Origin of the sequence: Streptomyces sp. MUSC 14, from assembly GCF_001866675.1 — a bacterium.
Taxonomy (GTDB): domain Bacteria; phylum Actinomycetota; class Actinomycetes; order Streptomycetales; family Streptomycetaceae; genus Streptomyces.
Map to the genome: position 1 here is coordinate 23,037 of NZ_MLYN01000058.1, position 15,150 is coordinate 38,186.

11 protein-coding genes and 1 pseudogene are annotated in these 15,150 nt (G+C 68.9%); 5 read left to right on the forward strand and 7 right to left on the reverse strand.

Annotation, left to right across the window (positions count from 1 at the left end):
* Positions 1-308: 308 nt before the first annotated feature.
* The 6 genes from BIV25_RS33735 to BIV25_RS33760 form a co-directional block, all read right to left on the reverse strand.
* A complete protein-coding gene (locus tag BIV25_RS33735) occupies positions 309-3,314 on the reverse strand; it encodes a TIR domain-containing protein (protein ID WP_071376300.1) in 3,006 nt (1,001 codons plus the stop codon).
* Between the two features lie 15 nt (positions 3,315-3,329).
* Positions 3,330-3,947 (reverse strand): hypothetical protein, encoded by a 618-nt coding sequence (locus tag BIV25_RS33740; RefSeq protein WP_107486456.1) that lies wholly within the window; start codon positions 3,945-3,947, stop codon positions 3,330-3,332.
* A gap of 609 nt (positions 3,948-4,556) precedes the next feature.
* Positions 4,557-5,603: a hypothetical protein gene (locus tag BIV25_RS33745; RefSeq protein WP_143076736.1), complete on the reverse strand. Its 1,047-nt coding sequence runs from the start codon at positions 5,601-5,603 to the stop codon at positions 4,557-4,559.
* Positions 5,604-5,685: 82 nt separating this feature from the next.
* Complete coding sequence (locus BIV25_RS33750; protein WP_143076737.1) at positions 5,686-6,228, reverse strand: hypothetical protein; 543 nt, start codon at positions 6,226-6,228, stop codon at positions 5,686-5,688.
* Positions 6,198-6,821: a response regulator transcription factor gene (locus BIV25_RS33755; RefSeq protein ID WP_079177057.1), complete on the reverse strand. Its 624-nt coding sequence runs from the start codon at positions 6,819-6,821 to the stop codon at positions 6,198-6,200. The genes BIV25_RS33750 and BIV25_RS33755 overlap by 31 nt, the downstream gene beginning before the upstream one ends.
* A 550-nt stretch (positions 6,822-7,371) precedes the next feature.
* Positions 7,372-8,535 (reverse strand): sensor histidine kinase, encoded by a 1,164-nt coding sequence (locus BIV25_RS33760; protein WP_071376304.1) that lies wholly within the window; start codon positions 8,533-8,535, stop codon positions 7,372-7,374.
* Between the two features lie 236 nt (positions 8,536-8,771).
* On the opposite strand from BIV25_RS33760, the gene BIV25_RS33765 reads away from it, so the two are divergent.
* Genes BIV25_RS33765 through BIV25_RS33775 form a run of 3 tightly spaced genes read left to right on the forward strand, consistent with a single transcriptional unit; the run spans position 8,772 to position 12,455 of the window.
* Complete coding sequence (locus BIV25_RS33765; RefSeq protein ID WP_071376305.1) at positions 8,772-9,155, forward strand: MmpS family transport accessory protein; 384 nt, start codon at positions 8,772-8,774, stop codon at positions 9,153-9,155.
* Between the two features lie 4 nt (positions 9,156-9,159).
* Complete coding sequence (locus BIV25_RS33770) at positions 9,160-9,924, forward strand: ABC transporter ATP-binding protein (protein WP_071376306.1); 765 nt, start codon at positions 9,160-9,162, stop codon at positions 9,922-9,924.
* Positions 9,925-9,935: 11 nt separating this feature from the next.
* Positions 9,936-12,455, forward strand: coding sequence for an FtsX-like permease family protein (locus BIV25_RS33775; RefSeq protein WP_177235506.1), 2,520 nt, complete (start codon positions 9,936-9,938; stop codon positions 12,453-12,455).
* Between the two features lie 986 nt (positions 12,456-13,441).
* Here the strand turns inward: BIV25_RS33775 and BIV25_RS33780 are convergent.
* On the reverse strand, positions 13,442-13,915 hold the full coding sequence (locus BIV25_RS33780; RefSeq protein WP_071376373.1) for a hypothetical protein: 474 nt from the start codon (positions 13,913-13,915) through the stop codon (positions 13,442-13,444).
* A 127-nt stretch (positions 13,916-14,042) separates the two neighbouring features.
* Between BIV25_RS33780 and BIV25_RS33785 the strand changes: the two are divergent.
* Together BIV25_RS33785 and BIV25_RS33790 are read left to right on the forward strand one after the other, a co-directional pair.
* A pseudogene (locus tag BIV25_RS33785) lies at positions 14,043-14,741 on the forward strand (Tn3 family transposase); the annotation flags it as partial.
* Positions 14,742-14,919: 178 nt separating this feature from the next.
* The gene (locus tag BIV25_RS33790; protein ID WP_071376309.1) at positions 14,920-15,123 is read left to right on the forward strand and encodes a hypothetical protein; all 204 of its coding nucleotides are present in this window, start codon (positions 14,920-14,922) and stop codon (positions 15,121-15,123) included.
* The last annotated feature ends 27 nt before the right edge of the window (positions 15,124-15,150 follow it).

Here is a 15,150-nt window from a genome sequence, read left to right on the forward strand (position 1 = left end):
CCCCGCCTTGTCCTGTGCTCGTACGCTTGGGACTGCTAACTCCTAGCATTCCACGGGAAGTTCCGTTCCAGGAGATGACCGTGAGACGCGGCGCTCAGGCGGCGGTTCGGGCGCAAGCACCGCCGCAGTGGGGTGGGTGCCCAAGGAAGTCACCGTCAAGCCCCCGGCCCGCGCCGCCGCTCCGTAGCCCGTTGTCCCACCCGCTCCCTCCTTCCCTCTCCAACTCGGCTTCCAACAACCCTGCGCCACACCGGCCCAGGCCCGCACGATCCTCGGGAGACTGGGGAACAGTGTGGGCAACGGCTGACTCAGGCGCCCGCGGGGCACAGCCGCTGGTAAGGCAAACCCGGCGCATAGTGCTGCCACTCCTGGTGGCTGAACCCCTGCCCCACGAGCTTGCAGGCCATACCGACGGGGTCGGCCACGACGGACGGCAGTTCGCCGAGTGCCCACACCGTGGCAACCTCGCCGGAGGCGGTCGCCATGAGTTGCCCATCGGGGCTGAAGGAAACGCTGTTCACGGCGCTCGGATCGGTCTGCAGGGCCGTCACCGGAACGGACAGCTTGGGATCGGCGACATCCCAGAGACGTGTCGTCCCGTCGGCACCCGCGATGGCCAGAAGGCCCACACGCGGATGGAATGCCACCCTGTTGACGCGCCGTGTCCCATTGAGACGGATCAGTTCTCTGGGGTGGGCCGGAGAACTCATGTCCCACAACGCCACTGCGTCGTTGTCGAGGGTGTCGCTGTCAGCCGTCGCAAGCGTCTTTCCGTCTCTGCTGAATGCCACTTCGCCGGCAATCGAATAATGGTCCGCGTCCGCCAAGCGCGGCGCGAGTTCCACCGGCTTGGCCGGATGGCCGATGTCCCACAGGGACGGCCCGGGGAGAGCGAGGATCCTCCCGTCCGGGCTGAGCGCGACCGGCTCCGTGGTGCTGGTACGGGTGAACCCGGAGAGCAACCGCGGGTTTGCCGGGTCGTCCACGTTCCATACTCCGGCCCAGCCACCCTGGTCGGCCCAAAGGTCGCCGCCGGCGGCGACGAGCGTCTCGCCGAAGCGGCGGCTGAACAGGATCGAGTACTGGCCCGGCGAGGTGGTCGGGGTCGAGGAGGTCATGGTCTTCCACAGCCGAGGATCACCGTGGCCGCTGATGTCCCAGATGCGGATGGTGCCGTCGTTGCTGATGGCGGCGAGCAGTCGGCCGCTGAGGCTGATCGCCGCATCGGCAACCGGATAGTTGACCGTCCACTTCGCCCTCTGGTGCGGGTCGGCGGTGTCGGCGCGGTCCCAGAGGATGATGGTGCCGTCGTAGGCCGTCGTCACTACGTCCCGGCCGTCCGGGCCGAAGGCGGCCGCCATGGCTTTGCCGTTGTGGCCCTTCAACGTGGCCAAAACGTGTGGCTGGGCGGGGGCCTTGAGGCGCCAGCGGGTGACGGCGTCCGAAGCGTCGGCGGTGACGACCGTACGGCCGTCCTCCGAGAACGCGAGGGCCAGCAAATCGTCCTGCCCCGGCAGGCTCACCGACTTCTCAAGCTTGCCGTCGGTAGGTCTCCACAGCACCGCCGAATGGTCGTCGCTGACGGTGGCCAAGGTACTCCCGTCAGGGCTGAAACGCATCGCGTTGATGCGATCCGAATGCCCCGTGGCCACACTGAGCTGCCTCGCCTCACCGGGGCGGGTGACATCCCAGAGAATCAGGGTCTGGTCGTACGCGGTCGCCAACACATGGCTGTCGGGGCTGAAGGACATCGCTCCGCGCACATGGTCCAGCCGACGCATCGGCTGCGGTCGGGTCCGGTCGCTGATGTCCCACAGCGTGGTGCCGGGAATGTGCGTGAGGATCGGGTGAGCGGTGATCGGCTCCGACGGTCCCTCCATGCGGTCCGTCGATGTCGCAAGGCTGTGCCCGTCCGGGCTGAAGATCACCGTGGAGCTGTCGTACACCCCGGTGTGCATGCTCAGTCGCCGAGGGCGCGCCGGGTCCTGGACGTCCCAGAGTGCCAAGGCACCGTCGTCGCTGTGTGCAACGTTCACCGGAGGCTGGCCCACCGTGGCGAGGAGATGACCGTCCGCGCTGAAGGCGACGCCGCTGGTCGTGCCCTTACCGGTCAGGGAGGCCAGTTGCCTGGGACGAGCACGGTTGCCGATGTCCCACAGCGTCGTGCCGTGTGAACCGACCGTGGCCAAGATGCGGCCGTCCGAGCCGAAGTCGAGCCCCTCGACGCTTTCCGAAGGATCCCGCAGGGTACCCAGGCGACTCCTTTGCGCCGGATCCGAGACGTCCCAAAGCGTCACGGTGTCCCCGGATCCCTCTTCGACGGTGGCCAGGGTACGGCGGTCACGGCTGAAGGCCGCCTTCACCTCGGTGCCGGGTCGATCACCCGAGCCGTCCGAACCGCCGGCGAAACGCGTCTGCATCAAGGTGCTGATCAGTCCCTTGCGCGCCTCCGGAGTGGGATTCACCCGGAGCGCCGCGAGGCTCATCCGGAGGGATGTCTGTGGCTGCGTGTTACGGAGTGTCTCCGCCTCGGCCTGAAGCGCTCGACCGGTCGCCAACACCCTTTGCTGGTCCGCCACACGCCGCTGCTCGTCTGCCACATGACGCTGCTCGACTGCCGTCTGACGCTGGCGCTCCGCGGTCTGCCGCTGGCCCACCGCTTCCTCTCGCTGCTGAAAGGCCACAGCGGTGGCCATCACCAGAATCGCGGCAGCCGCACGACGCAACCAGGTCGCGCGTCGATGCTGACGGATGTCCTCACCGTCGAGTTCGTCTTTGGGCCTGCCGTGGACAGCGGCGGCCAAGGAACCCACGGCGTCACGAAACCGTGGGTGGCGCAACGAGAGTTGGTCCTCGTCGCGCGCCCAGGAGAGGTCGACCCATAACGGTTCGCCCTGAAACCAACCGCGCAGTTGCTCGGCGGGAAGCGCGGTGGTACGGCCCCAGTCGAACCCACCGGCAGCTCGGTCCCAGTGGATCTCCCCGGCCGTGACGGCGATCAAGAAGGTCGTGGGTCGATCCTGGTGACAGTCACGCCACACCTCGACCTCATGCTGTACCCAAGGCGAGGCCGCCGACTCCGGCGAGGCCAGCAGGATGAAATGCTCGCTGCTTTTGATCGCTTCGGCGATACTCAGCCTAAGATCCGGGCCGGCCGCCAGACTGGTCTGATCACGGAAGACACGTAACGCCCGCATGCGATACCAGGGTCGTGCCAGATGATGCAGGGCGCGTTGGACGGCGATTGCGAGGGGCGCGTCCGGGGAGGTGCTGTACGAAATGAAGGCGTCGTAACGCCTGTCCGCCTCGGACATTCTCACCCGCACGGGTCACTCTCCCTGCGTCGCACCGTCCACCAACACCGAGGCATTCTTGACACCTGCCAGTCGTGCGAAACCGAGCGCGTAGCCCCGCAGATTGGCCTGCACGACGCGTAGTTCCGCCCGGCAGGCCGCGCCCCCCGACCACTCCGATTCGGGCCGGTTGGGATGGTCCTCCTCGAATGACTTCAGCCGGGGGTGCCAGGTGGAGAGGAACGGCCTCAGCTCACGGTTGAGCATGGTGATGGCGAGATACTCCACCGTCTGCTCGCCCGTGACCTGCACCGAGGGACGTGCGGACTTCAATGCCTCCCGGGCCGTGCCGAACAGGCCATACAGCGAGGTGAGGGCTTCCCGGAGCAGCCCCTCGTCATCGGCCAGCGGCTGGGTCGACACCCGCGTGACGGTCTCGACGAACAGGCGCCAAGCCACCTGCCTGGCCTCATTGTTGACCACGAAGGTCAACTCACTGAGCTGCGGCACAGTGACACGTACCTCGGTGAGCCTGGCGGCACGCCCGTACACCTGAAAGGCCAGCACACTGACCGCGCCGGCGAAAGCGCCGGTGACCACGAACAGATTTCGTCCGGACAGCCTGGTGACCCCGAAGACAACCAGCCCGGCCACAGCACCTATGAGTACGGATATGCAGATCCGCGCGGTGGGAGTACGCAGAACCCGGGGCAGCCCATGCCACCGACTCATAGCGCCCGCCCCCAAGTTGCCTCTCGTCCCAACCGACCGCCAATCTAGCGGATCAGTCGGCGAGTTGGGCCTGTCTCGCGAAGGCTCCGCTCTGGTCTGCCCCCGGGAACTGGCCGGCTCCGCGCCGGCGTACCCGAAAGTGGTCACTGCCGCCGGACACGCTTCCGCCGCCCGACGCGGTGGATCAGATGCGGGAGCCTTCCATGCGCCTGGCATCACCCCACCCGACCGCTCCCGCGTCAGGCGAACATCGAAGGCCTCCCAGCCGCCGCCGCAGTCCACCACGCACGCCACGGCGAACCACACGTCCCAGCACGACCACTCGCCAGACGGTGCCGGATGAGGCCACGGTTCCGGGCCGGACATCGGCCCCCTGCGCCTGCTTGTGGCCCTGTCCGCTGTGCTCACCGGCGCATCGTCGCACCGGAGACGGCAGCGCTCGCAGCGCACGGCGGAGGTCCCCCTGTCCGAGCGCAGCCGAGAACTCGGGGGAGTAGCCTCAGATCAACCACCGGTGGGCCTGGCAACGCCTCATGATCGGGACATCATCCTCACCTCGGTACAGCCGCGCTGCTCTGCCTCGTGCTCGGCGAATGCCTTCAATGCGGATTTGGCGAACGACCCCGAGTAATGGCGGACGGGGTAGCTGTCGGTGTCCCGGTCATAGAGGTGGTAGAGCGCAAATACCGCCTCCTGATCCGACTGGGGGCACCTGGCGGTTGCCAGGGCGTAGTCGTCACTGCGGTTGGTCAAATTGACCGACTCAAAGTCCTTGGCGACGACACCGTAGTACGCGTACAGCCCGTAACCCGGCTTCCCTGCGGGTGTGAACAGGTAGCAGTTGACCTGTGGCGTGTGTGCGTCCGCGGGGTACTCGACGAAGTCGGGCGTCCCGGCGCCGGACGCCTGGCCGGCGAGTCCTCGCAGCGCGACGCAGGAGCCCTGGGCCTGTGCAAGTTGCTGAGGGGCTGTCTTCCCGTTCGGGGACGGGAGCGAGACGTGGGTCAGCTGCCCGCCGCCCTGCGCCTGGCACCCGTACTTGGCAGCCGCCTTCCGTGCGGTTTCCGTCGTCACTCTGCCCAGCCCGGTGAGCACGGGTTCCGTCGTCTTGGCATCGTCCGGCCACTGGATGAGGTCGCCGTATGCCACGAGAGCCCTGTTCTTGCTGTTCTGACAGTCAAGGGCGACCACGACTTGCGCTGACCCGTCGTACCGGACGTAGCCCGGCCAGCCGTTGCCGAGCGGCGCCGCCCGTCCCTGGAGTCCGTTGGCGTTCCTGCTGAACGGCGCGACGGCCTCGGACGTGGCCGACTGATCGCTCCAGCGGAGCATGAGCCGGAGGGCGCCGCCATGCCGATCTGTGTCGGGCCTGTTGATCAGGCAGGCCGCCAGGTACTCCGAGTCGTCGGCGGCTCTGGCACGCGCATGCGAGGAATTCAGCGCGTCGCCGAGGCCGCCCTGAGCCAGGGTGCCGTCGCATGCGGAGTCCAGGGACCGCTGATCCCGCCAGGACGCGTAGACGCCGGTGCTGTAGAGCGTCTGCGCCACGATGTACAGCGTCAGCAGGATGCCGCCCACGGACCAGCCGATCAGGCGCTGCCTGCGGCTTGTAAAGATCTTCATCGTGTTCTTCCCGTTCGGGCGGTGTCACCCTTCGGCGTCACCGGTCGGCTCGGAGAACGTCGAGCGCCCGGTCACGGCCGTAGTTGTAGTCCTGCTGACCGACGTGGCCGTATTGCTTCGTCCAGTCGCTGTTGATGTCGTCGCCGCGGCTCTGGCCCCACATCCTGACCATGTTCTCCACGTCGTGCTGTCCGGCTGCGCAGAGCTTGACGTTGTCTTGCGTGGCCTTGAGGTTCGCTTCGGCAATGTGCTCCTTGCTCGATGCGTACGTGTACAGGTCGATAGCCCTCGAATCCACATCCCCGGCCGGGCCGAGGAATTCGACGTTCTTCGGCTTGAACATCGGTGCGGTGCTGGGCGAGCTACTGAGGCCGTGGTTGAAGTCGGCGGCCCACTGCGTCTTGTTGAAGCGTTCACCGAAGATGATGTCGGCGCGGACCCCGTCATACGCGCCCATGGCCCGCGAGCAGTCGGTGATGCGATTACTGATCACCGCCTTGCTGGCGTGCCTGCCCTGCCCGGCCTTGTAGCGCGCCCGTCGGCCCGGTCTCAGCCCACGATCCCGTGTTCCCAGGCCCACGCCGCGATCTCCACGCGATTGCGGGCCTGGAGTTTGTCCTGGATGCGGCTGAGGTGGCTCTTGACGGTGCTGAGGGCGAGCGTCAACTGTTCGGCTATCTCGTTGTTGGTGCGGCCACGGGCGACCAGCGTCACCACCTTCAGCTCCTGCGGGGTCAGCCGCCTCGCGGCCGCGGCCCTGGCGTCGGCGGGGGACGAACTGCCGAGATGTGCGAGCAACCGTACCGTGACGGAGGGAGAGATGAGGGAGTCGCCGTTGACGGCGGCGTACACGGCCTCGGTCAGCAGCCGGGGGCCGGAGTTCTTGACCACGAAGCCGCTGGCGCCGGCCCGCAGCGCGCCGTAGACGTACTCGTCGAGGTCGAAGGTGGTGACGACGACGACCTTCGTCCCGGATGTCGCGCCTCCGGAGTCCTGGCGCACCAGTTTCGTCGCCTCCAGGCCGTCGAGCTTCGGCATACGTATGTCCATCAGGCACACGTCCGGCCGCAGCCGGCGTACGGCTTCGACGGCCTGCACGCCGTCGGCGGCTTCCCCGACCACTCGGATGTCGGGCTGGCTCTCCAGGATGAGACGGAAGCCCGTCCGCACCATCTCCTGGTCGTCGGCGATCACCACTGAGACACTCACGGCGCTTCTTCACTCCGTCGCTTCACGGGGTAGGTCTCTGTCGAATTCTGCCTGTTGAGTTGAGCTCAGCGCAGGGCGGCCCCGGTCAGGGTCCTCGCGGTCCGCACGGCGTTGGCGACAGCGTCGTCGGGACAGAGCCCGCACAGGCCGGTGAGGGCGAAGCGGGCCTCGGCGCTCAGCGCCACCGCAAGGCCCGCTTGAGCTGGGCGAACGCCTCCGGCTCCGTCACCCTCCAGGCCATCCCGCGGAGGGAGGAGCGGGTGGTCGATCAGCCCCGAACCGGATGCCGGGCCGTGCGGACACCGCCTCGTCGGCTGTGGGCCGGCGATCCTGGACCTGACCGGCCTGACCGGCCTGACCGGCCTGACCGGCCTGACCGGCCTGACCGGCCTGACCGGCCTGACCTCCGGGCGGGCACGGGCGCGGCCACGCCATGAAGGATGAACGGACCGCTGCTGCGGTAGCCGGTGTCCATGGAGTGCCGGACGCGAATGGGTCCTGGTGGCGGAGTCCGTCACCGCATGGGCAGGGAAGCCGCCAGTTCCCAGCCGCCCTCGGGCATCGGCCCGCTGGTGAGCTCACCGCCCAGTTCGGCCACCCGCTCGGTGAGGCCGACCAGGCCGAAGCCGCTCGGACCGAACCGCATCCGGCCGCGCTGTGGCCGGGCCGCGTCGTCGCGCACACGGACGACCAGCCGGTCCCCCTCGGTGGCCAGCAGGACATGCACGGTGGTGGCCGTGCGGGCGTGTTTGCGGATGTTGGTCAGACCTTCCTGCACCAATCGCTCGACGGATTTGGCAAGTTGCGGCGACCAGGTGGAGCTGTCCACTCCGTCGGCCACGTTCAGCCAGGCGTGCTGCCCGGGGCTGGAGAAGCGGTGCACCAGCGCCTCGACCGTCGTCATGGCGGGTGCGACCGGTGCCGCCCCCGCGTCACCGGTGTCCCGCAGCAGCCGGACCATACGGCTCATCGCCACCAGCCCGTCCTGGCCGGTCCTCTCGATGTTCGCGAACAGCTCCCGCGCCGTACCCGGATCGCGCTCCACGGTGTGCTCTCCGGCCTGGGCCTGGACGACCATGGCAGTGACGTAGTGGGCCACGTGGTCGTGCAGGTCGCGAGCGAGATCGAGGCGTTCGGACTGGCGCACCCGCTCGGTGGCGGCCCGGCGTCTGCCGTCCTCCGCCCGCAGATAGCCGCCCAGCAGTGCGAAGCCGATCGGCAGCAGCGTGAACAGCCCGTCGATCCGGTCGAGCACGGGCAGGTCCGTCAGCGCCGGAGCCCGGCCCTGCATGCGCACCACCGCCACGAACAGCCCCGCCGCCGTCAGGACGAGCGGCAACCGCCGTCCGTACCGGCAGGTCAGACACAACAGCACCAGCAGTCCGAGGAGTTCGGCCCAGCCGGGGGTGCGCTGCAGCACCGTACGTTCCACCAGCGAGGTCGTCAGCAGCGAGACGGCCGCGGCGGTGGCGGCCAGTGCCGCGGCCGGCCATTCCCGTCCGGCCCGGTACGCGTACAGCGTCCCGGCGGCCAGGCCCGACACCACGGCGCCGCTCGCGAGGACCGCCGCGCCGAGGCCACTGCGGCTGACCACTGCCCCGTCCAGGAGCAGGAGCAGAGCGCAGGGACCGGCCATGGCGAGGGACCCCGGGGCGGAGCGGGGGCGCAGTGGGAACATGGCGCGAAGGATAGACGGCCGTTCGGCCCGGAGACGGTACCCCTCAGTTGGAGGAGCCGCACATGGACACAGCCTCGTGCCGTCTGCGGAGCGCCCCCGACCGGGCATGAACCGGCCGCATACGTACTTTCGGCCGATGCGACTCTGCCGAATGCCGTCTTTCGACGGCACCGGGACCCGTGGGCCGCGATCCAGACTGGGGCACACCCGACGACGGTGCAACACAAGGAGTTGTAGTGCAGGCCAACGCCATGAAATCCCGCACGTCTCGTGCCTACGTCACGTCCGCCCTGCTGGCGGGTGCTTCGGCCGTGGCAGTCCTGTCGCTCACCGGCTGCGGCCTGTTCGGCGACAGCTGGGACGTCAAGCTGGAGGTGACCGGAACGGGGAGCGTCAACGTCGACTACAACTTCTCCGGTGAGACCCAGCCGAAGCACGACACCGGGAAGCAGCTGCCCTGGACCAGGACACAGAACGTCGGCTACGGCTTCAACAGCGTCTCGGTCACCGACGCCGCCCCCGGCACCGTCTGCCGCATCTATGTCGACGGCAAACTGAAGGACGAGAAGAAGCCCGACGCCAAGGGCAAGCTGTCGTGCAACGTCAGCGTGCAGAACTGATCCGATGACCGCGAACCTGCTCACTCCTACGACGATCCGCGCCGCCGGTGTCACCAAGGTGTACGGACCCGGGGCGGCCGGCAGCGGCGCGACAGCGACGGTGCATGCTCTGCGGGGGGTCGATCTGGGGATCGCCCAGGGCCGATTCATGGCGATCATGGGACCCTCCGGCTCCGGGAAGTCCACCCTGATGCACTGCCTGGCCGGCCTCGACCGGCCGACCTCCGGGACGATCACCATCGAGAACACCGAGATCACCGCACTGTCCGAACGGCAACGTACGGACCTGCGCCGCGATCGTGTCGGCTTCGTCTTCCAGCAGTACCACCTGCTGCCGGAGCTGAACGGCTCGGAGAACATCCTGCTGCCGTTGGAGATCGCGGGCCGCCGTCCCGACCGCGACTGGCTGGACACGGTCGTGGGCGCACTGCGGATCGGCGACCAACTGGAGCGAAAGCCCTCGGAGTTGTCGGGCGGCCAGCAGCAGCGCATCGGAATCGCAAGGGCGTTGGCGGCCCGGCCGGCCGTGGTCTTCGCCGACGAGCCCACCGGCAGTCTGGACGCCGCGTCGGGCCGCGACGTACTGGAGTTCCTGCGTTACTCCACACGCGAGTTCGGCCAGACCGTCGTCATGGTGACCCATGACCCGACCGCCGCCGCCTACGCCGACCGGGTCGTGCTGCTGCTCGACGGCCGGGTCGGCGGCAGCCTCGACGGTCCCACGCCCGAGACCGTCCTCAATGCCCTGCAGAAGCTGAGGGGTCGATGACGATGGCGACGATGACACCGGCATCGGGACTGGTCTCGGCGACCGTGCGCAGGATCGGGCAGCGGCCGTCCAGGCTGCTTCTCATCGGCTGCACACTGATCGTGACGGCCTTCTTCCTCGCCGCTTCCACAGTCTTCACCGCCACGCTGAAGCGGCAGTTGGGGGACACCCTGTCGACCGTGGCGGCGGGCACGAGCGTGGTCGTCGGCGCTGACGGCGAGCACCTGCTGGACGACGCACGGCTGGCGCGGCTGACCGGCCTTCCGGGGGTGACCGAGGCCCAGCCGGTCGCCAGGGGCGAGGCACTCGTCGAAGGCGCCGGCCGTGACCCGTACCCGCTGATCGGTACGGCGCTGACAGGGCCGCAGGCCATCGTCCGCCCAGTGCACGGCACCCTGCCCGAGCGGCCCGGAGAAGTAGCGGTGACCGAGGCGATGAGCGAGGGCCGGGGGCTGGGCGTCGGCAGCCGGATCACCCTGGTGCCGCAGGAATCCTGGCTCACCTCCGCGACCCGGCACCGCGCACCGCGAACCGTGACGATCACGGCCGTCGTGCAGGCGCCCCAGGCCCTGGCGACCGGGGTGTTCACCACCCCCTCGAACGCCCGCACATGGCTGGGCACCAAAGGCTGGCAGCAGGCGCTGCTGCGCGCCGACGACCGCCCCGCCGCCGAGGTCAAGGCCATGGCAGGCAAGGAGTTGGGCGCGGGCTTCACCACCTGGACCGGGGCCGAGATACGCGCGAAGGGGAGCGAGCGGGGCTCTCTCGGCGCACTGTCCACGCTGCTCACCGCCTTCGTCGTGGTGGCGCTGCTGGCCGGAACCGTGATCGTCTCCACGACGTTCCGGGTGCTGCTCGCCCGCGACCAGAAGCGGCTGGCTCTCCTGCGCTGCATCGGCGCCCGCCCGGCGCAGGTGATGCGGTCCGTGCTGACGGAGGCGGCGCTCGCCGGGCTGGTCGCCGGAGTGCTCGGGGTCGGTGCGGCCGTCGGCTGCGCCGCCGCTGTCACCGCACTCAGCGGTCTGCCGGGCCCGCAGCTGCCGGTGCCGACCCTGTTCGGCTGTGTGCTCGTCTCGGTGCTGGCCGCCGTCGGCGCAGCCACACCGGCGGCCTGGGCGGCGGCACGCATTCCGCCGGTGACCGCGCTGTCCAGCGCGGCGACCCGCAACGCTCCGGACCGGACCGGCCGGGTGCGCACGCTGACCGGGGTGCTCTGCCTGGCCGCTGCGCTGCTGCTCGGCACGGCGGCCGAGTTCGGCGGCGGCACGGACTCCGGCGCGGCGGCCATCGGCTCCGTCGCCTCGGGAATCGCCCTGTTCGGGTGCTTCCTCGCCCTCGGGCCCACGCTGCTGCGCACCACGGTGCGCGCCGCGCACCGGCCCGTACGGGCGGTGGCCGGGCTGGACGGCGCGCTGGCGCTGCGCAACCTCGGTCGCGCCGGACGCCGCAGCGCGGCCTGTGCGGTGGTCCTGATGCTGGGCATCGGCATGGTCGCCGCGGTGCTCGTGACGCTGGTCTCCGTGCAGAACGGCATGGACCGGCGGCTGGCGGCCCGTGACCCGGCCGATGTGGTGATCGACGTTCCGCGGACGGGGAAGTCGGCTCTCACAGCGGATGTGGTGAGAGACGTCCGGGCGCTGCCCGAGACCGGCGCCGTGGTGCCCGTCACCCTTGCCGACGGCTCGGCCGCCGCGCCCAGGGGCCGCTACCGCGACTACGAGATCCACGGCATCGACCCGAGCGCGGTGCCCGAACTGCTCACCGGCACCGTCCCCGGCCCTGACCGGGGAACGCTGCGGCCCGGACAGGCCAGCCTGTCCACGACCACGGCGGCGGCTCTCGGCGTCCGGGCCGGCGAGTGGATCTCCGTGCGCACGGCCGACGGCAAGACGATCAGCGCCCAGGCGGCCCGGATCCATCCCGCGAACAACCCCGCCCTCGGTGACATCGCCCTCCTCCCGCAGGACTTCGCGAAGCTGGCTCCCCACGCGCCCGTACGGTCCCTGTACATCAAGGCCACCGACCGTGCTGACCCGGCGTCCCTGCGCGGCCCCCTGGACCGGGTCCTGCCGCTCGACCCCGCGCTGCACCTCACCTACACGGGCGAGGACCGCATCACCACCCGGCAGTCGATCGGCGACCTACGGATCACGGCTCTGGGCCTGGTCGGCATCACCGTTGCGGTCTCGCTCGTCGGCGTCGCGGTCACACTGACCCTGTCCGTCATGGAACGCGCCCGTGAGAACGGCGTACTGCGCGCTGTGGGCATGCGCGGTTCGCGGCTGCGCTCCGTACTGGCCTGGGAGGCCGGGCTGCTGGGCCTGTACGCGGCTGTCCCGGGCACCGCCCTGGGCGCGCTCTACGGCACCCTGCTCCTCGGTGCGCTGCCCGACCTCAGCATTCCCACGATCCCCTACGGCCAGCTCACCCTCACGGTCGCGGTCGCGCTGGTCCTCGCACTGGCAGCCTCCGTCCTGCCGGCCTCCCGCACGGCGACGACGTCACCCATGATCGCGCTGCAGGCGGACTGAACCGCCGCGCGACGCCCCCTCTCGGCCGTTCTCGCCGCGCGCCAGAAGTGGGCGCGAAGTACGTGGAACATGATCACGTCCGATACGTTCCTGACCGCGTGGCGCACTCGCGCTCACGAGCAGGGGTACCGCGGCGCCCTGCCGCCCTGGCCGCAGGGCCTCGCCACCCACGAGATTCGCGGCGCGGGTGTCGGGCGAGCCAGGGCGTCGGTCAGCCGTGCGGGAGGCGCAGCGCGGCTGTCGTGACTCCTACGGGCACTTCGGTGATCCAGGCGCCTCCGGATGACGTGTGCGTGTCCCAGCGTGTTCGACCGTCACGGTTCTGGAGCCGGGGCCATGGACGCGTACGACAACACGGATGCGTGCTTATGGCCGATGCCGTCGCCGCGGCGGGGACTTCGAGCCGGGACCGAAGACTCTCGATCGCTACAGACTCCACTCGATGCGTCATCGGAGAGGTGTGCAGTTTGACCCTGTCCAGGAAACGAAGAGTCCCAGAGGCGCCGCCACGTCCCCTGCTGACCCGCATTCATACAGGTCAGCAGGGGAGTGGCGGCATGTTTTCGCAGGGCGTTCAGATGTCGCGGACGAGACCAGGTGGCCCCGTGATCTGCGCAAATGAGCTTTCGGTTGTTTCACGGTCATGCCCGTTGACGCGGTCGGAAGTCCCAGGAAAGTCCCAGAGCACTCCCACCGCCTGCAACCACTCTTTCGGCTCTGCGCAGAGGCGGGGGTGCGGTGTGTCCCCAAACCGGAGATCATGGAGGCGAGTTATTGATAGGCAGCTCTACCTGCCCGGCCTTGAGGAACATCCATGTCAGATCGTGTGCTAAGCCCTCGCGGCCTCGATTGGCGCTTTGACTTGGTCTGATCGTACGGCGCAGCCTTCGCGGGTCGATGGCGGCACCTTCTGCGGGTACTTCGGTGCGTCGCCGGCGCTGAAGCAGAGGAGGACGGCTCCAGTGCGTGATCAACCCGTGGCGGAGCTACCGGAGCGGTCCTCGCTCGTCCACATACACAGTGGGCTCCGACAAGAACACATCGACGGCCACCGGGCCGTAAGCGACGTTGAAGGTGTCCATCCAGTACGACCAGTCCTGCATACCTGATGCACTGCTGAAACGGTAGTTGAGCTGCCAGCGGACCCACTGGCCGGGGACGAGGTGGACAGCGGGGGGCCTGCGCGGCCGAGGCGGTATGCCGAACAACGACTCCACTCGGGGCTGGACCCGCAACCGACGGTCGGCTTCGCGCAGCATGACGTCGACCTTGCGCAGGTCTTCCTGGCCGCCACGGGGCTCGAAGCCGTATCGCTCATGCATGCGGACCACGTGCGCAAACTGGTGCGGCACAGCAGGGACAGCGAAGCCGACCGGAGCTGCGTTCCTACGGGCGGCAGCCTCTCCTCCCCGGGACTGCTTCGTCCAGGACGTTCGTATCCACTGGACGGTGATTTCCACAGTCGCCACCCCTGCCACTCCATCGAAGATCTCACTCTATGCGGATGGCTTCGCTGGCCGACGCCGGCACCGCCAACGATCCGAGCGACACACCGAAGGAAGATCAACTTGAACTGTCCACATAAACAGCGACATTGTCTTCGGGCTGCTCACCTTGGCCGGGTTCGCGTACGCGCCGCAGCTCGCGGACCTGCCGGACCAGAAGATGTGGCGCATCGACCGGGCCGCCGACCATGGCGCCTTCCAGGTCGCGGCCCGCGGCCGGATCGACCTCGCCAGGATCGAACGCCACTGGGAGGACATCCTGCGGATCATCGGCTCCATCCACACCGGCGCCCTCCGCGCATACGACGTGATTCGCATGCTGTCCCCTGACGGGCGTCCCACCCCACTCGGCGACGCGATCGCCCGCTACGGGCGGATCTCCAAGACGCTGCACATCCTGCGCCTCGCCGACGAGCCCGGCTACCGCCGCCAGATCAAGAGCCAGGCCAACCTCCAGGAGGGCCGCCACTCCCTCGCCCGGAAGATCTTCCACGGCAGGCACGGACAGCTCTACCAGCGCTACCAGGACGGCATGGAAGACCAGATCGGCGCACGGGGGTACGTCCTGAACGCCCTCGTCCTGTTCAACACCCGGTACATGGACGCCGCCGTGAACCAGCTGCGCGCGGACGGCTTCGACGTCCACGACGAGGACGTTGCTCGCCTCTCCCCGTTCGTCCGCCGCCACATCAACATGCTCGGCCGGTATTCCTTCCAGCTTCCTGACCTGCCGGGCGGTCTGCGGCCCCTGCGCGACAAGAACGCCCCCGAAGACGAGTGACGGCCTGGGCGCGTGTCTCGCAGCCGGAAGGCTGCGAGACACCGTGCCTGTAGGCACCGCATCTGGCTTGCGCCAAGGGCCATGTGGGCGGTTCGCTTCGCGAGTTGCGGGCCCGTTCCAGCCGACCGTGCAATCCGCCGTGGTCACGTAGGGCCTTCGTCGCTGTCCCTATGAAGCGGTGCCCTTCATCGTCGAGATTGAACTCGACGATGGTGCGGACGCCGTCCTCTGGCCGACCGCTCTCGGAGGTGATCACGAGGTACTGGATGCGCTCCGGCCGGCGGCCGCCGACAGGGCCCTCTGGACCGGTGTCCCCAAGACCTCCCTGCACCGCTGCCTCACGGTCGCGAGTGCCGACGAGACACCGAACAGGACTCGCTGACGGCATCGCACTTGGAACTCCGCATGG